This window comes from Rhodococcus sp. JCM 9793 (assembly GCF_055380405.1).
Genome location: NZ_AP043721.1, coordinates 4,342,266 through 4,365,635, shown reverse-complemented (window position 1 = coordinate 4,365,635; position 23,370 = coordinate 4,342,266). Strand labels below are relative to the sequence as shown.

Annotated in this window: 15 protein-coding genes and 2 tRNA genes; 9 read left to right on the top strand and 8 right to left on the bottom strand. The window is 66.6% G+C overall.

Going from position 1 to position 23,370, the window contains the following annotated elements; translation table 11 throughout:
* Positions 1-128: 128 nt before the first annotated feature.
* Both ACZ46K_RS22285 and acpS read left to right on the top strand, forming a co-directional pair.
* Entirely contained in the window at positions 129-9,422 is a 9,294-nt protein-coding gene (locus ACZ46K_RS22285) for a fatty acid synthase subunit beta domain-containing protein (RefSeq protein WP_464744832.1), read from the top strand.
* A 66-nt stretch (positions 9,423-9,488) separates the two neighbouring features.
* The gene (acpS, locus tag ACZ46K_RS22280) at positions 9,489-9,899 is read left to right on the top strand and encodes a holo-ACP synthase AcpS (protein ID WP_054807391.1); all 411 of its coding nucleotides are present in this window, start codon (positions 9,489-9,491) and stop codon (positions 9,897-9,899) included.
* A gap of 58 nt (positions 9,900-9,957) precedes the next feature.
* Here the strand turns inward: acpS and ACZ46K_RS22275 are convergent, their stop codons facing one another.
* The 3 genes from ACZ46K_RS22275 to ACZ46K_RS22265 all read right to left on the bottom strand — a co-directional run bounded on the left by ACZ46K_RS22275 (position 9,958) and on the right by ACZ46K_RS22265 (position 12,583).
* Positions 9,958-10,758 (bottom strand): TetR family transcriptional regulator, encoded by an 801-nt coding sequence (locus tag ACZ46K_RS22275; protein ID WP_464744830.1) that lies wholly within the window; start codon positions 10,756-10,758, stop codon positions 9,958-9,960.
* 92 nt (positions 10,759-10,850) lie between these two features.
* Positions 10,851-11,639 carry an ABC transporter permease gene (locus tag ACZ46K_RS22270; protein ID WP_464744828.1) on the bottom strand — a complete coding sequence of 263 codons (789 nt, stop codon included), beginning with the start codon at positions 11,637-11,639 and terminating at the stop codon, positions 10,851-10,853.
* Positions 11,636-12,583, bottom strand: coding sequence for an ATP-binding cassette domain-containing protein (locus ACZ46K_RS22265; RefSeq protein ID WP_464744827.1), 948 nt, complete (start codon positions 12,581-12,583; stop codon positions 11,636-11,638). The genes ACZ46K_RS22270 and ACZ46K_RS22265 overlap by 4 nt, the downstream gene beginning before the upstream one ends.
* 90 nt (positions 12,584-12,673) lie before the next feature.
* On the opposite strand from ACZ46K_RS22265, the gene ACZ46K_RS22260 reads away from it, so the two are divergent.
* Positions 12,674-13,429 (top strand): TetR/AcrR family transcriptional regulator, encoded by a 756-nt coding sequence (locus ACZ46K_RS22260; RefSeq protein ID WP_054807390.1) that lies wholly within the window; start codon positions 12,674-12,676, stop codon positions 13,427-13,429.
* Positions 13,426-14,790 (top strand): M20/M25/M40 family metallo-hydrolase, encoded by a 1,365-nt coding sequence (locus ACZ46K_RS22255; protein WP_464744825.1) that lies wholly within the window; start codon positions 13,426-13,428, stop codon positions 14,788-14,790. The genes ACZ46K_RS22260 and ACZ46K_RS22255 overlap by 4 nt, the downstream gene beginning before the upstream one ends.
* Position 14,791: 1 nt before the next feature.
* On the opposite strand, the gene bcp is transcribed toward ACZ46K_RS22255, so the two are convergent.
* Complete coding sequence (gene bcp / locus ACZ46K_RS22250; RefSeq protein WP_054808020.1) at positions 14,792-15,265, bottom strand: thioredoxin-dependent thiol peroxidase; 474 nt, start codon at positions 15,263-15,265, stop codon at positions 14,792-14,794.
* Positions 15,266-15,338: 73 nt separating this feature from the next.
* Between bcp and ACZ46K_RS22245 the strand changes: the two genes are divergently transcribed.
* A complete protein-coding gene (locus ACZ46K_RS22245) occupies positions 15,339-15,563 on the top strand; it encodes a DUF3618 domain-containing protein (protein WP_054720792.1) in 225 nt (74 codons plus the stop codon).
* Positions 15,564-15,710: 147 nt separating this feature from the next.
* Positions 15,711-16,478, top strand: coding sequence for a L,D-transpeptidase (locus tag ACZ46K_RS22240; RefSeq protein ID WP_464744823.1), 768 nt, complete (start codon positions 15,711-15,713; stop codon positions 16,476-16,478).
* A gap of 59 nt (positions 16,479-16,537) precedes the next feature.
* On the opposite strand, the gene ACZ46K_RS22235 is transcribed toward ACZ46K_RS22240, so the two are convergent.
* A tRNA-Lys gene (locus tag ACZ46K_RS22235) sits at positions 16,538-16,613 on the bottom strand.
* A gap of 340 nt (positions 16,614-16,953) precedes the next feature.
* Here ACZ46K_RS22235 and ACZ46K_RS22230 point away from each other — a divergent pair.
* Both ACZ46K_RS22230 and ACZ46K_RS22225 read left to right on the top strand, forming a co-directional pair.
* Entirely contained in the window at positions 16,954-18,090 is a 1,137-nt protein-coding gene (locus ACZ46K_RS22230) for a L,D-transpeptidase (protein WP_464749440.1), read from the top strand.
* Between the two features lie 42 nt (positions 18,091-18,132).
* Complete coding sequence (locus tag ACZ46K_RS22225) at positions 18,133-19,248, top strand: lipase family protein (RefSeq protein ID WP_464749439.1); 1,116 nt, start codon at positions 18,133-18,135, stop codon at positions 19,246-19,248.
* A 77-nt stretch (positions 19,249-19,325) separates the two neighbouring features.
* Here the strand turns inward: ACZ46K_RS22225 and ACZ46K_RS22220 are convergent.
* A tRNA-His gene (locus ACZ46K_RS22220) sits at positions 19,326-19,398 on the bottom strand.
* A gap of 85 nt (positions 19,399-19,483) precedes the next feature.
* The gene (orn, locus tag ACZ46K_RS22215) at positions 19,484-20,083 is read right to left on the bottom strand and encodes an oligoribonuclease (protein WP_464744821.1); all 600 of its coding nucleotides are present in this window, start codon (positions 20,081-20,083) and stop codon (positions 19,484-19,486) included.
* 85 nt (positions 20,084-20,168) lie between these two features.
* Between orn and ACZ46K_RS22210 the strand changes: the two genes are divergently transcribed.
* The gene (locus ACZ46K_RS22210; RefSeq protein WP_054805235.1) at positions 20,169-21,737 is read left to right on the top strand and encodes a helicase HerA-like domain-containing protein; all 1,569 of its coding nucleotides are present in this window, start codon (positions 20,169-20,171) and stop codon (positions 21,735-21,737) included.
* A 3-nt stretch (positions 21,738-21,740) separates the two neighbouring features.
* On the opposite strand, the gene ACZ46K_RS22205 is transcribed toward ACZ46K_RS22210, so the two are convergent.
* Positions 21,741-23,201 carry a flavin-containing monooxygenase gene (locus ACZ46K_RS22205; RefSeq protein ID WP_464744819.1) on the bottom strand — a complete coding sequence of 487 codons (1,461 nt, stop codon included), beginning with the start codon at positions 23,199-23,201 and terminating at the stop codon, positions 21,741-21,743.
* Positions 23,202-23,370: the final 169 nt, after the last annotated feature.

The window sequence follows — 23,370 nt, the reverse complement described above, 5'->3', positions numbered from 1 at the left end:
CTCCTCATGATTTTGTGCGAACCTTGGCGTGCCCGTAAGAGCACACAGTCCATGCAACACACCGGCGCGGGCAGCGCTGCAACACGAAATGCCTCCACGCAGGGGTGTTCAGGAGAGGAACCACACGCGTGACGATCGACGAGACCACACCAGGCGACAACGGACGGAACTCGAAGGCATCACGACGCACCGGCCAGCGGGCGGCAACCGCCCCGAACGGTGCACTGGTCGACAAGCTTCTCGCGGGTGAGCCCTACGCGCTCGCCTTCGGCGGTCAGGGTGCACCCTGGCTCAGCTCCCTCGAAGAACTCAGCCGCGACAATGGCCTCGAGCCGGTCCTGACCGAGCTGGTCAACACCGCGGCCACCCACCTCGCACCTGTTGCCGGCGACCTCATGGTCGTGCGCCCGGCCGGGTTCGACCCCATCGCATGGATCCTCGAGCAGGAGCTCGTGGACGACGAGGACGAAACCCCCGCGGCCGGTCCGTCCGAGGCGACCCTCACGTCCGCTGCGGTGTCCAAGCCCGGCGTCTTCCTCACCCAGATCGCCGCGCTGCGCGCGCTCGCGAACCAGGGTCTCGACGTTGCAACCCACGCCCCGAGCGCCGTGATCGGCCACTCGCAGGGCGTTCTCGCCGTCGAGGCCGTCGCCGCCGGTGGCCGCAAGGACGCCGAGATCCTCGCGATCGCCCAGCTCATCGGTGCTGCCGCGTCCCTCGTCGGCCGTCGCCGCGGGCTGATCGCCGGTGCCGGTAAGTTCCCGATGCTCGCGGTGTCGGGTGCTGATGCCGACCGCATCGGCGCCATCGTCGCCGAGGTGTTCGAGGGCCAGGATCCCGAGCGCAGCGCTGTTGTCGCCATCCGCAACGGCCGTCGCCGCGTCGTGCTGTCCGGCCCGCCGGCCGCACTCGAGCGCGTGCAGCAGCGTTGCGAGCAGATCTCTGCGACCGAGACCCGTGAGCGTGATTCGAAGAAGCGTGGCGGCGCCGTGTTCGCGCCCACTTTCGAAGCAGTTCCGGCCGAGGTCGGCTTCCATCACCCCGCGTTCGCCGATGCCGTCGAGCAGGTCGCGGACTGGGCGTCGCGCTGCGGCCTGGACGCCGATCTGGCTCGCACGCTGGCCGCGTCCATCCTGGTCACCCCGGTCGACTGGGTCGAGCAGGTCGACGGTGCTGTCGCGTCCGGGGCCTCCTGGATCCTCGATCTGGGGCCGGGCGAGCTGCTCACCCGTCTCACCCAGTCCGGCCTGCGTGGCCAGGGCGTCGGAATCATTGCCGCCGCGACCCGCGGTGGCCAGCGGAACCTGCTGACCCCGGGTGCGGAGCCCGAGGTGCCGCGCGCATGGTCGGAGTTCGCACCGAAGCCGGTGGCGCTGCCCGACGGTCGCGTCGGTGTCGAGACGTCCTTCACCCGTCTGACGGGCCGGTCGCCGATCCTGCTGGCAGGCATGACACCCACCACGGTCGATCCGAAGATCGTCGCTGCCGCTGCGAACGCCGGCCACTGGGCCGAGCTCGCCGGTGGTGGCCAGGTCACCGAGCAGATCTTCGCCGACAACGTCGCGGAATTGACCGAGCTTCTCGAGCCGGGTCGCGCCGCACAGTTCAACTCGATGTTCCTCGATCCGTACCTGTGGAAACTGCATGTGGGCGGCAAGCGCCTCGTGCCCAAGGCTCGTGCTGCGGGTGCGCCGTTCGACGGCGTCGTCGTCACCGCGGGTATCCCGGAGCTCGAGGAGGCCGTGCAGATCATCTCCGATCTGCGTGACGCCGGCATCGAGCATGTTGCGTTCAAGCCGGGCACGGTCGCGCAGATCCGTTCGGTGGTCCGCATCGCGAGCGAGGTTCCGAGCTACCCGATCATCGTCCACATCGAGGGTGGCCGCGCCGGTGGTCACCACTCGTGGGAAGACCTGGACGATCTGCTCCTCGACACCTACGCCGAGCTGCGCACCCGCTCGAATCTGGTGCTGTGCGTCGGTGGTGGTATCGGCACACCGGAGAAGGCCGCCGATTACCTTACGGGCCGTTGGTCGACCGAATACGGCTTCCCGGCGATGCCGCTCGACGGCATCCTCGTCGGTACCGCCGCGATGGCGGCCCTCGAGGCCACCACGGCTCCCGAGGTCAAGCAGCTGCTCGTCGACACGCCCGGTACACCCGACTGGGTCGGCGCGGGTACCGCGAACGGCGGTATGGCGTCGGGCCGTAGCCAGCTCGGTGCCGATATCCACGAGATCGACAACGCTGCGTCGCGTACGGGCCGTCTCCTCGACGAGGTCGCCGGCGACGCCGACGCTGTGGCCGCACGCCGCGACGAGATCATCGCCGCCCTCGACATCACTGCGAAGCCGTATTTCGGTGACGTCGCCGAGATGACCTACCAGCAGTGGCTGACCCGCTATCTCGAGCTCGCCATCGGTTCCGATTGCGCGACCGATTTCGATTGCGGCAGCGACCTGGGCGATGCCGTCGCCGATGCGCATGTCAGCCCGTGGCTGGACGTGTCGTGGCGGGAGCGTTTCCGCGAGATGCTGCAGCGCGCCGAGGCCCGCCTGCATCCCGTGGACCGCGGCCCGATCCCGACGCTGTTCGACGACGATGCGGTGCTCGAGCGCCCGTACGCGGCCATCAAGTCGCTCGCGGCGCAGTACACGGACGCCGGCGACGTCGTCCTCCACCCCGCTGATGTCCCGTTCTTCGTCTCCCTCTGCAAGACCCCGGGTAAGCCGGTGAACTTCGTGCCGGTCGTCGACCAGGACGTGCGTCGTTGGTGGCGTTCCGATTCGCTGTGGCAGGCGCACGATCCGCGCTACACGGCCGATCAGGTCTGCGTCATCCCCGGCACTGTCGCCGTCGCGGGCATCACCCGCGTCGACGAGCCGGTCGGTGAGCTTCTCGACCGCTTCGAGAAGGCCACGGTCGACGAGCTCGTCGGATCCGGCGTCGAGCCCACCCCGGTGGTTGCCCGTCGTCATCGCGATGTCGCGACCGGTCTGCTCGACGCTGTGCTGTCGTCGCCCGATGTTGCGTGGGCCGGCCGCCAGACGCGTAGCCCGATCGATCGCCTCGGCGATCTCGACGAGTGGGCTGTCGAGTCGGAGACTGCCGCCGTGCACGCTCCGACCGGCGCGACCTTGACCGTCCTCGACGACGAGCATGTCGGCCTGCGGGTGCCGCTGGCGGGGGATCGCGCCGTCGAGATCCGCATCACGGTGCCCGCATCCGTGAGCACCGGTGGCGCACCGGTCGTCACCGAGGCCGACGCCGATGCCGCCATGTCGGCGCTACTCGGTGTGGCTGCCGGTCAGGAACTTCCGACCGTCAAGAAGGGCGCCGCGCGCATCACCCTCGGCTGGCTGCCGGAGAAGATCGCCGACCACGCCGGTGTCACCGGTGCGGGTCTGCCGGAGAACCTGAGTCCGGGCACCATCGGTGTGCCCGACGTCCTCGTGGGCGCGTGCTGGCCGGCTGTGTTCGCCGCGCTCGGTGCTGCCCGCACCGACGAGAATCTGTCGGTCATCGAGGGCATGCTCGATCTCGTTCATCTCGATCACGCGGTCGATGTGAAGAACGGTCTGTCCACCGATCCGTCGATCCTGGGTGTCAAGGCGCAGGTCGAGAATGTCGCCGACACCGATCTGGGCCGTGTCGTCGAGGTCCACGTGACCATCTCCGCCGACATCGGCGACGGCTCGGGCGACACCACGGTTGCGACCCTGATCGAGCGTTTCGCGATCCGTGGCCGCACCGGCACCGCCGAACTGGCCGATCCGGTCCGCGCGGGTGGTTCGCTGAGCGACGACGTCATCGAGACCCCGCGTCGTCGTCGCCGCGACGCCGTGATCGTCGCCCCGACCGATATGAGCGCGTTCGCTCGCGTGTCGGGCGACCACAACCCGATCCATACGTCGGACAACGCCGCGCTGCTGGCCGGTCTGGGTAGCCCCATCGTCCACGGAATGTGGTTGTCTGCCGCTGCGCAGCAGGTCGCCACGGCCATCGAGTCCGATGCGAAGCTGCCTGTCCGCCGGATGACTGCGTGGACCACGCGTTTCCTCGGCATGGTCCGCCCGGGTGCGAAGATCGACGTGCGCGTCGACCGCATCGCGACCGATCGCGGCGCCGAGATCGTCGAGGTGGGCTGCCGTGTCGACGGTGACCTGGTCATGGTCGCGACGGGCCGTATCGCCGCCCCGAAGACCATCTACGCATTCCCGGGTCAGGGCATTCAGCGTCCCGGTATGGGCCTGGACGCTCGCGCCCGCAGCAAGGCTGCCCGCGAGATCTGGGAGCGCGCGGACAAGCACACCCGCGAGGCGCTGGGCTTCTCGATCCTCGCTGTGGTGCGCGACAATCCGACGGTCCTCAAGGCCCGCGGCGTCACTCACAAGCACCCGGACGGTGTGCTGCACCTGACCCAGTTCACTCAGGTCGCGATGGCGACGCTCGGTGTCGCGCAGATCGCGGAGCTCCGCGAGGCCGGCGCATTCGTCGAGGGTTCGTTGCTGGCCGGTCACTCGGTCGGTGAGTACAACGCTCTGGCCGCGGTTGCCGGTGTGCTCCCGCTCGAAGCGGTGCTCGAGGTCGTCTTCCAGCGCGGCTCGGCGATGCACGCTCTCGTGCCGCGTGACGAGCAGGGCAGGTCGGACTACCGCATGGCCGCGATCCGGCCGTCGCAGTTCGGGTTGGCCGACGAGAACCTGCAGGCGTTCATCTCTGAGGTCGGCGACGATTCCGGAGAGTTCCTCGAGGTCGTGAACCTGAACCTGCGCGGCTCGCAGTATGCGATCGCGGGCACGGTCGCGGGCCTCGACGCCCTCGAGACCGTGATCGAGCGCAAGGTCGCCGAGTTCGGCGGCAAGCGCGCATTCATCCTGGTTCCGGGTATCGATGTGCCGTTCCACTCGACCGTCCTGCGCGGTGGCGTGGACGACTTCCGAGAGCGGCTGCTGCACTTGCTGCCCGAGCAGATCGACCCGAACATCCTCATCGGCCGTTACATCCCGAACCTGGTGCCCAAGCCGTTCAATCTGGGTCGCGAGTTCATCCAGGAGATCGCAGACCTGGTGCCGTCGCAGCCGCTCGCCGACGTCCTCGCGGACTTCGATGCGTGGGCCGCCAAGCCGGTCGTGCTGACCCGCGTGGTGCTCGCCGAGCTCCTCGCGTGGCAGTTCGCGTCGCCGGTCCGCTGGATCGAGACGCAGGATTTGCTGTTCGCCGACGAGTCCGACGGTGGCCTGGGTGTGGAGCGTTTCGTCGAGGTCGGTCTCGGTGCCGCTCCGACCGTCGCGAACCTCGCGTCGCAGACCCTCAAGCTGCCGGGCCGTTTCGGTCAGCCGGTCGAGGTGCTCAACATCGAGCGCGAAGCGTCGGTCGTGTACTCGACCGATGTGGATCCGGCTCCTGTCGAGGACGACGAGCCCGAGGCTCCGTCGGCCGACGCTGCCGCGCCTGCCGCGCCTGCCGCTGCGGCGGCTCCGGCTGCTGCTCCGGCAGCGCCGACCGGTGGCCCGACTCCGGACGACATCGTGTTCAAGGCCGCCGATGCCACGAAGGTGCTCATCGCGCAGTGGACGAAGCTGCGTCCCGATCAGATCGGCCCCGTCGACACGATCGAAGCACTGTGCGACGGTGTGTCGTCGCGTCGTAACCAGCTGCTCGTCGACCTCGGTTCCGAGTTGTCGCTCGGTGCGATCGACGGCGCCGCGGATGCGGACATGGGCGCGCTGGCCGGCACGGTCGACCGCTTGGCCCGCACCTACCGTCCGTTCGGCCCGGTGCTGTCGGATTCGATCAACGATCACCTGCGCAAGGTGTTCGGCCCGTCGGGCAAGCGTCCCGGATACATCGCCGACCGCGTCACCAAGGTGTGGGGTCTGGGCGAAGGCTGGACGCAGCACGTGACGGCGGAGGTCGCGCTCGGCAGCCGCGAGGGGTCGTCCATCCGCGGCGGCGATCTCGGTGGTCTGTCGCAGGGCGCGCTCGGCGATGCCGCTGCGGTCGACACCCTGATCGATGCTGCTGTGCAGTCGGTCGGCTCACGTCGCGGCATCCCCGTGTCGATGCCGTCCGCCGGTGGTGGCGGGGGAGCGACCGTCGATGCAGCTGCTCTCGGTGAGTTCACCGAGCAGATCACCGGTCGGGACGGTGTGCTCGCGAATGCCGCCCGCCTGGTACTCGAGCAGCTGGGCCACAGCGAGCAGGTGTCCGGATTCGCAGACAAGGCCGACGACGAACTCGTCGACCTCGTCTCGGCGGAACTCGGGTCCGATTGGCCGCGTCTGGTCGCGCCGGCGTTCGACGCTCGCAAGGCCGTGCTGATCGACGATCGCTGGGCCACGGCACGTGAGGATCTCGCTCGCGTGTGGCTCGGCGAAGCTCTGGAGGTCGAGCGGTTCGAGGGCGCCGGCCGGACGGTCGCCGCGCACGCTTCCTTCTGGAAGACCAAGGCCGCCGACTCCGGTCGCGCTGTGCTGGCCGAGACCTACGGCCGTATCGCGGCTGCCGCCGAGAACACCGGCGACGCCGAGTATGCCGGCGAGGTCGCCGTGGTCACGGGCGCGAGCAAGGGCGGTATCGGTGCCGCGGTCGCGGGCAAGCTGCTCGCAGGCGGCGCGACGGTGGTCGTCACGACCTCGCGTCTCGATTCGAAGCGCCTCGGGTTCTACAAGGACCTGTACGCGAGCCACGCTCGCGCCGGTGCAGCCCTGTGGGTCGTGCCCGCGAACATGGCGTCCTACTCCGACGTCGATGCCCTCATCGAGTGGCTCGGCACCGAGACCGTGGAGAACGCGGGCGGCGCCAAGAAGCTCATCAAGGATGCGCTGACCCCGACGCTGCTGTTCCCGTTCGCGGCGCCTCGGGTGGCCGGTTCGCTTGCCGACGCCGGTGCTCGCGCCGAGATGGAGATGCGGGTTCTGCTCTGGTCGGTCGAGCGGCTGATCGCCGGGCTGTCCGGCATCGGAGCCGACCACGACGTCGATACCCACCTGCATGTGGTGCTTCCGGGCTCGCCCAACCGCGGCCTGTTCGGTGGCGACGGTGCGTACGGCGAGTCGAAGGCCGCGCTCGATGCGATCGTCACCCGCTGGAGTGCCGAGCGCACGTGGGCCGAGCGCGTCACCCTCGCGCACGCCCTGATCGGCTGGGTGCGGGGCACGGGCCTGATGGGCGGCAACGATCCGCTGGTCGAGGCTGCAGAGGCCGCCGGTGTCCGCACGTGGTCGACGCAGGAGATGGCGACCGAACTGCTGAAGCTGGTCAGTGTCGAGGCCAAGCGTCTCGCCACCGACAAGCCGCTCGTCGCCGACCTCACCGGCGGACTCGCCGAGGCAGGACTCGATCTGCCCGCGCTCGCGAAGCAGGCTCAGGACGCGGCCACCGCCGAGGACGAGCTGGACGAGGACGACTCCGCGACCATCGCGGCGCTGCCCGCGGCCCCGCGTCTCGACGCGACCCCGGCTCCCGAGTGGAGTCAGGTCACCGCCGATCCGGCAGACCTCGTGGTCATCGTCGGTGCCGGCGAGCTCGGCCCGTACGGTTCGTCACGTACCCGCTTCGAGATGGAGGTCGACGAGGAACTGTCGGCCGCCGGTGTGCTCGAACTGGCGTGGGTCACGGGTCTGATCGAGTGGGAGAACGAGCCCAAGCCCGGCTTCTACGACGCCGAGACCGGGGAACTCGTGCCCGAGTCGGAGATCGCCGACCGCTACAACGACGCGGTGGTCGAGCGCTGCGGCATCCGCCGCTACGCCGACGACGGTGCGATGGTGGACAACACGGCTCCGCTGATGACCTCGGTGTTCCTCGACAAGGATCTGTCCTTCGTGGTCGGGTCGGAGGCAGAGGCCCACGCGTTCGTCGACTCCGATCCGGAGAACACGATCGCGGCGGTCGACGCCGAGTCCGGAGATTGGACGGTCACCCGTAAGGCAGGAACCGAGATCCGTGTGCCGCGCAAGGCGAAGCTGACGCGCACGGTCGGTGGTCAGATCCCGACCGGGTTCGATGTCACCCGCTGGGGCATCCCCGCCGATATGGCGGACGCGGTGGACCGTGTGGGTCTGTGGAACATCGTGTCCACGGTCGACGCGTTCCTCACCGGTGGTTTCACCCCGTCCGAGCTGCTGCGCTGGGTGCACCCGTCGATGGTGGCGAACACGCAGGGCACCGGTATGGGCGGAATGACGTCGATGAGGTCGCTGTACATCGACACGCTGCTCGGCGAGAACCGCGCGAACGACATCCTGCAGGAAGCCTTGCCGAACGTCATCGCCGCGCATGTCGTCCAGTCGTACGTCGGTGGCTACGGTGCGATGGTGCACCCGGTCGCGGCGTGTGCCACGGCTGCGGTGTCGGTCGAAGAGGGCGTCGACAAGATCAAGCTGGGCAAGGCCGAGCTGGTCGTCGCCGGTGGCTTCGATGATCTCGGTATCGAGGGCATCGTCGGATTCGGCGATATGTCTGCCACGGCGAAGTCCGACGAGATGACGGCGAAGGGCATCGACGATCGCCGCTTCTCGCGGGCCAACGATCGCCGCCGCGGCGGGTTCGTCGAGTCGGCCGGTGGTGGCACCATCCTGCTGGCGCGTGGTGATCTCGCGCTCGAGATGGGCCTGCCGGTTCTCGGTGTCGTGGCGTACGCCGGTTCGTTCGCGGACGGTGTCCACACCTCGATCCCGGCCCCCGGTATCGGCGCGCTGGGTGCGGGTCGCGGCGGACGCGAGTCGGCTCTGGCGAAGGGACTGCGCACGCTCGGCGTCACCGCCGACGACATCGCGGTCGTCTCCAAGCACGACACGTCGACCGCGGCGAACGATCCGAACGAGTCGGAACTGCACGAGCGTCTGGCCGGGTCGCTCGGCCGCAGTGAGGGCAATCCGCTGTTCGTGGTCTCGCAGAAGTCGCTGACCGGACACGCCAAGGGTGGCGCAGCCGCCTTCCAGCTGGTCGGTCTGTGCCAGGTACTCAGCCAGGGTGTCGTCCCGCCGAACCGCAGCCTGGACTGCGTCGACGAGAAGATGGCCGAGTACGAGCACCTCGTGTGGGCGCGCACGCCGATCCGCTTCGGCGAGCAGTACGCGCTCAAGGCAGGCCTGCTGACCAGCCTCGGCTTCGGTCACGTCTCCGGTCTGATCGCGGTGGTGCACCCGCAGGCGTTCGTCGAGTCGTTGCCTGCCGATCGTCGTGAGGCGTATCTCGAGCAGGCTGCGGAGCGCACGGTCGCGGGTAAGCGGCGCCTGGTGTCGGCGATGACCGGCGGTGCCGCACTGTACGAGCGTCCCGCGGATCGTCGCTTCGGCGGGGACTCTGTTCCGGCCGCGGCCGCACGTCAGCTCGAAGCGGATGTGCTGCTCACCGACGACGCGCGTCTCGGTGACGGCGACGTGTACCGCTCGGGTCTGCCCGGCTGCAAGTAGGCCGGAATCCGAGTGGGCGAGGGAACGCAGCAGAGTACCGAGTAGGCGAGGGAACACAGCAGAGTGATGGGAGTTGCGGGTATCGGTTTCGACCTCGTGTCGGTGCCGGAGTTCGCAGAGCAGTTGCGCCGACCGGGCACGACGATGCTGGCGAACTTCACACCGGGTGAGCGTCGCGACGCGAATACCCGCAGCTCCGATCCTGCCCGCCACTTCGCTGCCCGATGGGCGGCGAAGGAAGCGGTGATCAAGGCGTGGTCTGCGTCGATGTTCGGTAGCCCTCCAGTGCTGCCGGAGACGATTCATCAGCAGATCGAGGTGGTGTCCGACGCGTGGGGTCGGCCCAGTATCCGGCTGCATCGTGAGGTCGCGGAGCATCTCGGCGGCCGGCGGATCCATGTGTCGCTGACGCATGACGGCGACATGGCCGGTGCGTTCGTCGTACTGGAATCAGCAGGCGCGGACACCGAGTCCTGATGCGCTACAGAATTTCGTCCGGGGAGGACGACAGGTAGCAGCGGGGAGCTACACGAGATCAGGCCGAGGAAGCGGATGCTTCCTCGGCCTGGTTCGTTCCGGTGCCCGCAGAGTCCGGCGTGGCTGCGCGTGCGCGTTCGGAGTCCTCACGTCGCTTCCGACGTTTGGCCTGTGCGCGTGAATCCTGTTCGGCGATCTGCAGATACGCGACCATGATCCGCTTGAGTTCGGCGACGGCCTCGGCGTGGGTCTGGTCGTCCTGCACCGAGAAGTTCAGCATCGAGTACACGATGTGGACGAGGACTTCGGCCATGAGCTTGCGGCGCGCCCGGGGCGTGTCCGGGGTGAGCGGCGCGAGCATTCGTGCAACCTGCTCGGCGAATTCCTTCTCGTGGATGGCGCCGGTGGCACGAGTGGACGGGGTGGACTGCATCGCGAGCCACACCTCGCGACGGGAGGGGTCGGTGGTCCACAGGCCGGCCATGTGATCGACGAAATTGTTGAGGAACCGCAGCCAATCGACCGACGGGATACGGCCGTTGAAGGTAGCGAGTTCGTTCTGGACGCCGACGAGATCCTGCCGATTCAGTTCGCAGACGATCACGTACTTGTTGGCGAAGAACTGGTAGAGCGTGCCGATGGGGACGTCGGCGCGGGATGCGACCTCTTCACACGTGAACGACTCGAACCCGACCTCGGTGAGCAGGTCGCGGGACGCGGCCAGCAGCGCGTCGAACTTGCGCCGGCTGCGTTCCTGCGTCGGACGTCGTCTGGGCACGAGTTCCTGCGGCTCCGCCTGGACCTCGAGTGCGGGGTCGATCCGTTGCGGGGCGCGGCGGCCGTTCGTTGCTGACTCCACGCGCCCAGGCTAGCGGCACACTGTACGAAAGCCGAACATGAGTGTGAAAAGGGGTGTCATCAAACGGGGAGTGGCCCCATCGGTACGTGGGCTCACCGCGCGGTTCGACGCCGGAAGAGAGTCGTTGCCGCAACCAGCCCGATGGCTGTGAACGCCACACACCACCCGATCGCGACCATTGCCGAATTGCCGATCGGGGTGCCGGTGAGCAGACCGCGCACCGTCTCGATGACGGGTGTCACCGGCTGGTGTTCGGCGAATCCGCGTAACCAGCTCGGCATCGTGTCCGGCGGTACGAATGCGCTGCTCACATACGGGAGGAAGAGCAGGAAGAACGTGAAGCCGCTTGCAGCCTCCTCGTTTCCGGCGAGCATGCCCAGCGCTGCCGAGACCGCGGAGATCGCGAGGACGAACAGTGCGATGATCCCGACGGCCGCAACCCATTCGACGAGGGTGGCATCGGGCCGGAATCCCATCAGTGCGGCGACGGCGAACACCACGACGGTGCTGGTGAGGTTGCGGACCAGGCTCGCGACGACGTGGCCGGTGAGGACTGCCGAACGTGCGATGGGCATGGACCGGAAGCGGTCGACGATGCCGCGCTGCATGTCGGACGCGACGGCAACAGCGGTCTGTGCGGCGCCGAACGATGCCGACAGCAGCACGATGCCCGGCACGACGTAGTTGAGATAGTCGGTGCCCGTGTCGATCGCGCCGCCGAACACATACACGAACAGCACGAGCAGCAGGACCGGCAGCGCGAGACCCATGAGCAGGGCATCCGGGCTGCGGAGCATGCGTCTGAGGTTTCGGCCGGTCACCGCCGCGTAGTCGCGGGGTAGGTAGCCGGCTCGGTGGGTGAGCGTGTCGGTGAGTGTCACTGCGAGACCTTCTCTCGGTCGGTCCTGCCGGTCAGGGTGAGGAAGACGTCGTCGAGCGTGGGGGAGTGCAGACCGAACTTCTCGACCGGAACTGCTTCGTCGGCGAGGCGGTTGAGCAGTGCGGCCACGTGGGGGAGATCGCCGTCGGTGGGGACTTCGAGAGTGAGAGTGATCCGATCGCTGTCGCCTCCGAGGACCGCGGCTGCCCGATCGAGGTCGGGTTCGGTAGCGAAGCGGAGTTCCAGGTGACCGCCCGGCACCAAGGCCTTGAGCTCGTCCGGAGTGCCTTCGGCGACGATGCGCCCGGCGTCGAGGACTGCAACTCGATCGGCGAGGCGGTCGGCCTCCTCGAGGTACTGCGTGGTGAGGAAGACGGTGACGCCGTCGGCGGCGAGTTCGCGGATGACCTCCCACATCACGAGGCGGCTTCGGGGGTCGAGGCCCGTGGTGGGTTCGTCGAGGAACAGCAGTTGTGGTGCCGCGATGAGGCTCATCGCGATATCGAGCCGACGGGCGGTGCCGCCGGAGAGGGAGCCGGCGCGCCGGTCGACGACGTGCCCGAGATCGAACCGCTCGATCAGTTCGCCGACGCGGTCCTCGATCGTCGCCGAGGGCAGATGGGCCAGCCGCGCCGCAAGGCGAAGGTTCTCGGTGCAGGTGAGCACGTCGTCGATTGCCGCGTACTGGCCGGTGAGAGCAATTCGTTCTCGCACACCGCGCGCGTGTGCGGGTAGGGCGAGCCCGGTGACTTCGACGGTGCCGGAGTCGAAGGGCAGGAGTGTCGTGAGGATCCGCACGGTCGTGGATTTTCCGGCGCCGTTCGCGCCGAGCAGAGCGAAGACGGACCCCTGCTCGACGCGGAGGTCGATGCCGTCGAGCACCGCGGTGGAACCGAATGTCTTGTGCAGTGACTGCACGTGGAGAGCGGCTGGAAGATCGGACATGTCCCGGTCCTTAACTGTGTATGACATATACGGACGTTTATAGCGTATACAGTTTTAGGATTGCGGCAAGACCCCGACAGACGGAGAAGTATGAGTAGTCCCGGACCAGAAGACGAGCTACCGCGCAACGTGCGGCTGGCATGGGGTCTGAGCGACCCCGGCACCCGGGGGCCACGTCGGGGCCTGACGCTCGATCAAGTGCTCGATGCTGCGATCGCCGTCGCGAACACCGAAGGACTCGAGGCGCTCTCGATGAGCCGCGTCGCGAAGGAGCTCGGTTTCACCACGATGTCGCTCTACCGTTACGTCGACAGCAAGGATCAACTCGTCGAACTCGCGTGGGACCGCGCGATCGGGCCGCCTCCCGAGTTGCCATCCGCGGGCTCCTGGCGGGAGCGATTCGACGCCTGGGCAACAGCCGAATACCGGGGGCTGCGCGCCTACAGATGGTTGACCGAGCATCCGATCCGAACGGCCCCGTACTGGCCCAACAACATGCGCTGGCTCGATGCCGGTCTCGGTGCCCTGTCCGAGACCCCCCTCGATGAGGAAGCGAAAGTGCAGATCACCCTGACGGTCTCGCTGTATGTCATCAGCCGTGCGCGCTTCTCGTGGGAACTCGAATCCACCGTCATGGACGACCGGCTGGACTACCCCACGGTGATGCCTCGCATCCTCGACCCGGAGAAGTACCCGTGGGTGCTCGCTGCGGTTGCTGCGGGAGCATTCGATGCCGACGCGGACGACGATCCTGCGGCATGGCACGAACAGGATTTCCGGTTCGGACTCGAGCGGCTGCTCGATGGAATCGACGTATTCATCGGACGATCGGAGGAGAAGCGATGACAGATCTGACCCAACGCATGCGCGAGCGCGTCAGCGCAGCGATGCCGTCGGCCCGGGACGAGCTCGCGACCATGGTCGCCTTCCGCTCGGTCGCCGACCCGCGACAGTTTCCGGTCGGAGAGTGTGTCGGGGCCGCAACCTGGGTGCGCGACGCATTCGCCGCAGCCGGAATCGACCACGTCGAACTCATCGAGACCTCCGACGGGTCGCTCGCGGTTGTCGGGCACACCCCCGCCCCGCCCGGAGCCCCCACCATCCTGCTCTACAGCCACTACGACGTACAGCCCCCGGGCAACGAAGACCTCTGGGACAGCCCGCCGTTCACGCTCACGGAACGCGATGGCCGCTGGTACGGGCGTGGCGCCGCCGACTGCAAGGGCAACATCATGATGCACCTGCTCGCGTTGCGGGCTGTCCTCGAAGACGGAGCGCTGCCCGTGGGCGTTCGGATAGTCATCGAAGGATCGGAGGAGGTGGGCGGCGAAGGCCTCGACCATCTCGTAGCCGAGCGGCGCGAGCTGTTCCAGGCAGACCTCATCATCATCGGCGACAGCGGCAACACCGAGGTGGGAGAACCCACGCTCACCACCACACTGCGCGGTATCGCGAACGTCGACATACACCTCGAAACTCTGAAGGGCGAAGTTCATTCGGGCATGTACGGCGGGGGAGCGCCCGACGCTCTCGCCGCATTGGTGCACCTGCTCGGCACCCTGCGCGATGCCGACGGAAACACGGTCGTCGACGGTCTCGACACCACCGCGACGTGGGACGGCGTGCCGTATCCCGAAGGCAGATTCCGTGCCGACGCCGGTGTCCTCGACGGGGTCTCGCTGCCGACCTCCGGTACGGTCGCCGACGCCGTCTGGGCCCGGCCTGCACTCACCGTGCTCGGAATCGACGCGCCGCCTGTCGTCGGCTCGGCCGCGGCGATCGTGCCTCGCGCGTCTGCGCGACTGAACCTGCGGGTGCCGCCCGGGATCGACGCGACCACCGCGCAGGACGCGCTCGTCGCGCACCTGGAAGCGCATGTTCCATGGGGTGCCCACCTGCGGATCGAGCGCGAAGCCGTCGGCGAACCGTTCCGCGCCGTGACCGACGGGCCCGGCTACACTGCGTTGCGCTCGGCGCTCGAAGCCGCGTACGGACGCGAGGTGGGCACCGCCGGCCAAGGCGGATCGATCCCGCTGTGCACCGCGCTCCGACGCGCGGTGCCGACGGCGGAGATCGCGCTGATCGGCGTCGAGGAGCCCCGCTGCGTCATCCACGCACCGAACGAGAGTGTCGATCCGTCCGAGATCGAGAACCTCGCGGTCGCGGAAGCGGTGCTGTTGAGTTCTCTCGCAGGCGGGGGCGAGTAGATCAGACCGACAGGTCGCGTCGCAGCTTCGCGACGTGCCCGGTCGCCCGGACGTTGTACTGGGCGACCTCGATCTTGCCTTCCTCATCGACGAGGAAGGTCGAACGGATCACGCCGGTGACGGTCTTGCCGTACATCTTCTTTTCCCCGAACGCGCCCCATGCGGTGAGCGTGGTCTTCTCGGGGTCGGAGAGCAACGGGAAGTTCAGCTCCTGGTTGTCGCGGAACTTCGTGAGTTTTGCCGGCTTGTCCGGGGAGATCCCGAGCACGTCGAGTCCGGCCTCGTTCAGTTCTGCGAGGTTGTCGCGGAAATCGCAGGCCTGTTTCGTGCAGCCGGGGGTGCTCGCGGCGGGGTAGAAATAGACGATGACCTTGCGTCCGCGGTAGTCGGACAGCGACACCTCGTTGCCGTCGGCGTCGGCAAGTGTGAAGTCGGGCGCGGTGTCACCGGGAGAGAGTCTGCTGTTTTCCGTCATGTCCGCGACAGTAGTAGACCGTTCGTCCATTACCGTGGTCGCAGCACACTGCAGCGACTTTCTGGAGGATCACGTGGCTAGGGACACCGGCGACATCGAGCGGGACATCGAAAAGGCCCGCAATCAGCTCGCGAGCACGCTCGACGAACTGAGCCTCCGCGCGAATCCGAAGAACCTGGTGGCGAACACCAAGCAGACTCTTGTCGCGAAGGTCAACCAGCCTCAGGTGAAGAAGTACGCCGTCATCGCGGTGGGTGCAGTGGTGGGGCTGCTGGTGTTGCGCAAGGTTCTGCGCTGATTCATGCGTTCCGGTGAGTGCCCGCGTCGTTCTCGACGCGGGCACTCACCGTTTGTGCACGACGGTCCGCCATGTGCCGCGCCGATAAGTGTGACGTGATTCACTGGATGGGTCGGGGTCTGTCTTTGCTCGGAGGAGGCGACCGTCATGCGGGATGTCCAGAGGAGTGCACGACTACTCCTGGCCACGATTCTCGCCACCGTCGTGTGGTTCGGATCCGGAGCTGCGGCCGCTGCGGGGACAGTCGCCGAGGCGCCGCCCGGCGGTGTCGGAGTCGCGGCGGTGGAGCCGGCGGTCGGGGCGGTGGTCGGTGTCGCGCACCCGGTGATCGTGCGATTCACCGCACCCGTCACGGACCGGGCGGCGGCAGAGAACGCAGTGCAGATCTCCACCGCCACGCCCGTCGACGGGCATTTCTCCTGGGTGAGCGATCAGGAACTGCACTGGGTACCCGACGGTTTCTGGCCTGGGAACACTGACGTCACCGTCCTCGTCGGCGGGGCGCGGACTCACTTCCAAGCCGGCGACTCGTTCATTGCGGTTGCCAACCGCTCGACCCACCAGTTCACGGTCAGCCTGAACGGTGAGGTCGTGCGGACGATGCCGACGTCGATGGGCAAGCCGGGGTACGAAACCCCCGTCGGCACGTTCCCGGTGCTCGAGAAGTTCCGGAACCTGGTCATGGACTCGTCGACGTACGGTGTGCCGATCGACGCACCCGAGGGATATCGCATCGACACCGAATATGCGGTGAGGCTCACATGGGGCGGAATCTTCGTGCACGCCGCGCCGTGGTCGGTTGATTCCCAGGGATTCGCGAACGTCAGCCATGGCTGCATCAACCTCAGCACCGAGAACGCCGGCTGGTACTACGGGAACGTCAAGCTCGGAGATCCGGTGATTGTGGAAGGGTGATTTTTTCTACAGTGCCGAAAGAGCCCCACACCGGTAGTGTTTCGGTGTGGGGCTCTTCGTGGTGCGCCATCAGGGACTCGAACCCCGAACCCGCTGATTAAGAGTCAGCTGCTCTGCCAATTGAGCTAATGGCGCTTGGTGTTTCTGTCTCCGGTCCGTTGTCTCGGCGACGAAGAGAAGATTACACACCTTCGAAGATCGCGCCAAATCGCCTGGTCAGAGTCCATTCGGGGTTGTCGGCCGTGTAACGGACGGCTGCGCAGAGACGATTCGGTATTCGAACGTTATCGACGTCGGGGGGCGTCGAAAGGCCTGCTCGAAACATGGGCTGGCAAGATTGCTTTCACATGTGTTACCTGCAGTTTTGGTGCCTGTGGGGAGGCGGGAGCGGAGAGTGGCAGTGCAACAGGAACAAGTGACGAGTCCGCGTCGGCGGCGGACCGGGTCAGTGCTGGGGCTGGTGATCGTCGGGCTTATGGCCTTCGTCACTGCCTGCTCGCCCGGTTCGGGCGGCGGGGCAGACGAGGTGCCGATCGACTCGAACCCGCTCGCGGCGCTGATCAAACCGACGGTGTCGGCCAGCGTGGAGGACGGCGGCGTCGGCTTCTCCCCGATCGACCCGGTGACGGTCTCGGTGGTCAACGGCAAGCTCGAATCGGTGACCCTGCTCAACTCCGAGGGTGGGTCGGTCTCCGGTGCGATCGAGGACGACGCGACCTGGGTCAACACCGAGCCGCTCGGGTACAACCGGCAGTACGTCCTCGAAGCCGTCGCCTACGGGCTCGGTGGTGCCACCACCTCCACCTTGTCGTTCACGACGTCGTCTCCGTCCAATCTCACCCAGCCGTACGTGATGCCCGGTGAAGGTTCGGTCGTCGGTATCGGCCAGCCGGTTGCCGTGCAGTTCGACGAGGACATCCCGAATCGTCTCGCCGCCGAGGAAGCGATCACGATCACGACGAACCCCCCGGTGGAGGGCGCGTTCTACTGGGTCAACAACCGCGAGGTGCGCTGGCGACCAGAGCAGTACTGGGCACCCGGCACCACCGTCTCGGTCGATGTGAAGGCCTACGGTAAGGATCTGGGAGACGGCCTGTTCGGCCAATCCGATGTCAACACCTCGTTCACGATCGGCGACTCGGTGATCATCAGGGTGGACGACAACACCAAACAGGTGGTCGTGAACCGCAACGGTGCCGACGTGATCACGATGCCGACGTCCATGGGTAAGGACGACACGCCCACACCCAACGGCGTCTACACGATCGGAGACCGGTTCGACCACATGATCATGGATTCGTCCACGTACGGGGTGGCCGCGGACTCCCCTCAGGGCTACCGCACCCCGGTGGACTGGGCGACCCGCATGTCCTACAGCGGAATCTTCTTCCACTCGGCTCCGTGGTCGCTCGGCGACCAGGGCTACCGCAACACCAGCCACGGATGCCTGAACCTGAGCCCCGCGAACGCCAAATGGATCTTCGACAACACCAAGCGCGGCGACATCGTCGTCGTGAGCAACACCGTCGGGGGAGTCCTGTCCGGCACCGATGGGCTCGGTGACTGGAACATCCCGTGGGAAACCTGGAAGGCCGGTAACGCGGATGCGTAGCCGGTGACCCGCATTCGAACGTGGCTCAGCGCTGTTGCGGCGCTGGGCCTCGTTGCTCCACAGCTGATCGGGTCGCAGATCGCGACCGCTGCGCCCGCTCCGGGTGCGTCCGCGGGACCGGACTCCGGCGCACTCGTATCGGTCGAACCACTTCCCCTCGAACTCTCGCTCCCCGGCGTTGCCGTCGCCGAGAAGATCGAATACCGCACCCAGTGGCGTTCCGGTGAGCCCACGGTCGCCACCGGCGCGTTGTTCGTGCCGGACGGCGACGCACCTGACGGTGGCTGGCCCGTCGTCGCGTGGGCGCACGGGACGACCGGGGTCGGCGACGACTGTTCGCTGACGACCCGCACCCCACGATCCGACGTCGAGAAGATGTATCTCGGGCACTGGCTCGACCAGGGCTACGCGGTGGTGGCGGCAGACTATCCGGGGCTCGGTTCGGAGGGGCTGCACCGGTACCTCGACGGTCGGAGCGCTGCGAACAGCGTCGTGGACAGCGTCCGTGCCGGTCGTGCAGCCGATCCGTCCCTGTCCGATCGCTGGGTGGTGATCGGACATTCGCAGGGCGGCCACGCGGCTCTGCACACCGCCGACATCGCGACTTCCCGGGCACCGGAACTGGACTTCCGGGGCACCGTCGCGACCGGGGCACCGGCCAATCTGGAGTCGGCATTCACCCTCGGCGTTCCCGGATTCCCGGATCCGGGACTGTGGGGGCTCGTGTCGTTCAGCGGATACCTGTTCTCCGGAGTGCGCGATGCCTATCCCGACGTCGACATCGACAGCTACTTCACTCCGGCCGGGCGGGAGATCCTCGACCAGGCGGAAGTGCTCTGCTACGACGACCTCGATGCCGTCGCTCAGGGTGTGAACATCGGGGAACTGCCGGCACGTCCGATGTCCGAAGGTGAGTTGCCCGCGGTCCTCGCTGATTATCTGGCCGTCCCCACCAGCGGCTACGACCGTCCGATCTTCCTCGGCCACGGCGTGCACGATGTGATGGTGCCGATCCCGTTGTCGGCGAAACTGGCGGCAGACATGACGGCGTCGGGAACCGATGTGGACTATCGGGTCTACATGGCCGGGCACTTCACGGCCATCGAACGGTCTATGCCCGACACCACGCCGTTCGTGGCACAACTTCTCGCGCAGTAGTAACGACGGATTGACGACCGAGTAGGACCACACACGAGAAAGGCCCCGACCGGATTCCGGTCGGGGCCTTTCTTCGGGGTGAGTGACGGGACTCGAACCCGCGACAGCCAGGATCACAACCTGGTGCTCTACCAACTGAACTACACTCACCATCGCATTCGCGTACGGTCTTCGACCGCGTGCGCTTGCGGTACAGATACTAGCGTGACTTTGGTGGAAACGACGAATCGCCTGTTCAGGCGGGTCCGAGGTCCTTCACGGTTGCTGCGATGTCGGCGGACGAGGGCCCGGGTTCGGGAACGAACACGGTGCGCCGGTAATAGCGCAATTCGCGGATCGACTCCTTGATGTCGGCAAGCGCGCGATGCGAGAGGCCCTTCTCCGGCTGACCGAAGTAGATCCGCGGGAACCAGCGGCGCGTCAACTCCTTGATCGAGCTGACATCCACCATCCGGTAGTGGAGGAAGCCGTCCAGCTCGGGCATGTCCCGGGCGATGAAGGTGCGATCGGTTCCGATCGAGTTGCCGGCCAGGGGCGCGGTGCCCGGCTCGGCGACGTGCTCGCGGATGTAGTCGAGCACCAGCTTCTCCGCCTCGGCGAGGCTGACGGTCGAGCGGCGCACCTCCTCCGTGAGTCCGGACTTCGCGTGCATCTGCTGCACCACGTCCGGCATGGCGGCGAGCGCGTCGTCGGCGGCGTGGATGACGATGTCCACTCCGTCGCCCAGCACGTTGAGGTCGCTATCGGTGACAAGCGCAGCAATCTCGATCAGCTTGTCGCTGCCGATCCGCAGCCCGGTCATCTCACAATCGATCCATACGAGTTTGTCCTGCACGACTCACAGAGTAGCGAGACCCTTGAACGGTTAAGGTCGTCGGTGGGTACGCCGAGGTCTGTCAGACGTCGATAGGGGAGATCGAATGGCCGAAACTTCGCGACCGAGCACGACGATTGCCGACGGTTATGACGTCGCAGGGGAGGCGCTGGAGCTGGGCGCTGTCGTGCACGACGGCACGGTCGATCCTGCAGCCCATGTGCGGATACCTCTGGCGACCCTGAACCGTCACGGGCTGGTCGCCGGAGCCACCGGCACGGGCAAGACCAAGACGCTGCAGCTGATCGCGGAACAGCTCTCGTCCGCGGGAGTGCCTGTCGTCGTTGCCGACGTGAAAGGTGACCTGTCGGGACTGTCGGCGGCAGGGGAAACTGCCGATGCGCTGGCAGCCCGTGCGGTGGATACGGGCGACGACGACTGGAATCCGACCGGATTTCCCGTGCGGTTCTATTCGCTCGGCACCGAGGGAGTGGGGATACCTGTTCGTGCGACCGTCACCGCGTTCGGCCCGATTCTGCTGAGCAAGGTGCTCGAACTGAACGCGACCCAGGAATCCACGATGGGGCTGATCTTCCACTGGGCCGACAAGAATGGTCTCGCACTGCTCGACCTGAAGGACCTGCGTCAGACCATCGCACACCTGACGAGCGACGAGGGGAAGACAGAACTCCAGGGGATCGGTGGGGTGTCCAAGGCTACGGCGGGTGTGATCCTGCGTGCGATCGTCAACCTGGAAGCCGCGGGCGGTGACACGTTCTTCGGGGAGCCCGAACTCGAAACCGAAGACCTGCTCGACGTCATCAGCGGGCAGGGGATGCTCAATCTGATCGAGCTCGGTGATCAGGCGATGCGCCCGCAGTTGTTCTCTACATTCCTGATGTGGCTGCTGGCCGACCTGTTCCAGGCGCTGCCGGAAGTCGGCGATCTCGACAAACCGAAGCTGGTGTTTCTCTTCGACGAGGCCCACCTCCTGTTCGCGGACGCCTCCAAGGCGTTCCTGCAGCAGGTGGAGCAGACGGTGAAGCTGATCAGGTCGAAGGGCGTCGGCGTGATCTTCTGCACCCAGCTGCCGACCGACATTCCGAACGCGGTGCTCTCGCAACTCGGAGCGCGCGTGCAGCATGCGCTACGAGCATTCACTCCGGACGACCAGAAGGCCCTGGCGAAAACGGTTCGCACCTATCCGACGACCGAGTTCTACGACCTCGAGGAAGCCCTCACGACGTTGGGGACCGGTGAGGCCATCGTGACGGTGCTGTCCGAAATGGGGGCCCCGACGCCGGTCGCGTGGACGCGGATGCGCCCGCCGAGGTCGCTGATGGACACGGTCGGCGAGAACGCGATGCGTGCGGCAGCGCAGGCGAGCCCGATGTACGGGAAATACGGCCGTACCATCGACCGGGAGTCGGCATACGAAAAGCTCACCGCCACGGTGTCGGGTGCACCGAACAACGATCCGGAATTCGATGTACCTCCGCTGCCGGAGCGCTACGGCGAGCCGGCACCGGCCGCGCCGGCCGATGACGGGCCGTCCCTCGCGGAGCAGGTGCTCGGCAACAGTGCAGTGAAGGGATTCCTTCGTTCGGCAGCGTCGGCCGCCGGTCGTGAGATCTCGCGGAGCATCTTCGGGACCGGCCGCCGGCGCCGCAGGTAGCTCCTAGATCGTCGCCGCGACGCGGGGAGCGGCGGAGCGAGGTTTGCTCGAGGCCCGTGCTCGGTCGGGTCGTGCAGCGACGACCTTCTTGCCGGAATCCTCCTTCGGCTCCTCCTGGAAATCGTTGCACAGGAACGATTCCCGGGAGTCGTCCAGGATTTCCATCCACGGTGCAGGGAGCGGTGGTGCAAGGGTGCCGGTGAGGGTCGACGTGTAGCTACGGTTGCGGTAGCCGATGATGTCGTGCTTCTTGTCCTTCTTCCACTGCTTGAACACCTCGCCCTGGCTCTCGACGTGGAACTCGGGGTAGTCCGTCCGGTCGACGAGGTCGCGGATGTACGCGGCCTGGAAGTCGATGTCCTCGGTCGGATTGCTCAGGGCCTCTTCGCGAGTCCGCCACGAGTCGATGTCTGCGTTGCGTGCGTCGAAGTCGGGCAACGATATCCGGTCCAGCATTACGTCGCGTGCGTACCAGGCCTGCGCATCGAACATGTTGAACGTGAAGTACTGGTCTTGCATCCCGAGGTACATCAGGCGCGGGTTGTCCTGGAAGAATATGCCCTTGTAGATGTTTCGTGGGTACAGCCGGTTGTTGGTGCGCAGCCGCAGATCGTCGGCCAGGAACGGGAAGTGATGCTGGTAGCCGGTGCAGAGCACGATGGCGTCGACCTCGCGGGTGCTGCCGTCCTTGAAATGCGCGGTGGTGCCGTCGACGTGAGTGAGCAGCGGCACCTCGGAGAACGCCTCGGGCCAGTCGTGTCCCATCGGCCCGGAACGGTAGCTGAAAGTGACTTCCTTCGCGCCGTACTTGTAACATTGCGTTCCGATGTCCTCGGCCGAGTAGCTGCTGCCGACGAGAAGCAGTCGCTTGCCGGCGAATTCGGCGGCGTCGCGGAAATCGTGGGCGTGCAGGACGCGTCCGGGGAAACGGTCGAGGCCCTCGAACTCCGGCACGTTCGGAGTGGAGAAGTGCCCGGTGGCGACGACGACGTAGTCGAATTCGTCGGATTCGAGTTCGCCCTTGTCGTGATCCATCACGGTGACGGTGAACTTTTCGGTCTGCTCGGAGTATTCGACCCACCGGACGGCCGTGTTGAACCGGACGTACTTGCGCACGTCACTCTTCTCGACCCGACCCATGATGTAGTCGAGGAGGACTGCGCGCGGTGGGTACGAGGGGATGGGGCGCCCGAAGTGTTCCTCGAAGGAGTAGTCGGCGAACTCGAGGCATTCCTTGGGGCCGTTGGACCACAGGTACCGGTACATGCTCGCGTGAACGGGCTCGCCGTGTGCATCGAGGCCGGTACGCCACGTGTAGTTCCACATTCCGCCCCAGTCCGACTGCTTCTCGAAGCAGACGACGTCGGGGATGTCGTCGAGACCGGCTTTCCGTGCTGCCTCGAAGGCGCGCAACTGCGCGAGCCCACTCGGTCCTGCTCCCAGAATTGCGATCTTCGGCGACAAGATTATTCTCCTGTGTTTGTGAAAAGTTTCCGTAGGTACTTTGTTAACACAGTTGGTTAGTTGTGGGAATTGTCGGCACGCACGCCGACCGAGCCGGGCTTGACAGCAACGCTGCAGGTGGAAGCGGGTGTGCCCGTCTGTGGATTGTGCGGCAGTCGGGTGATAGGGA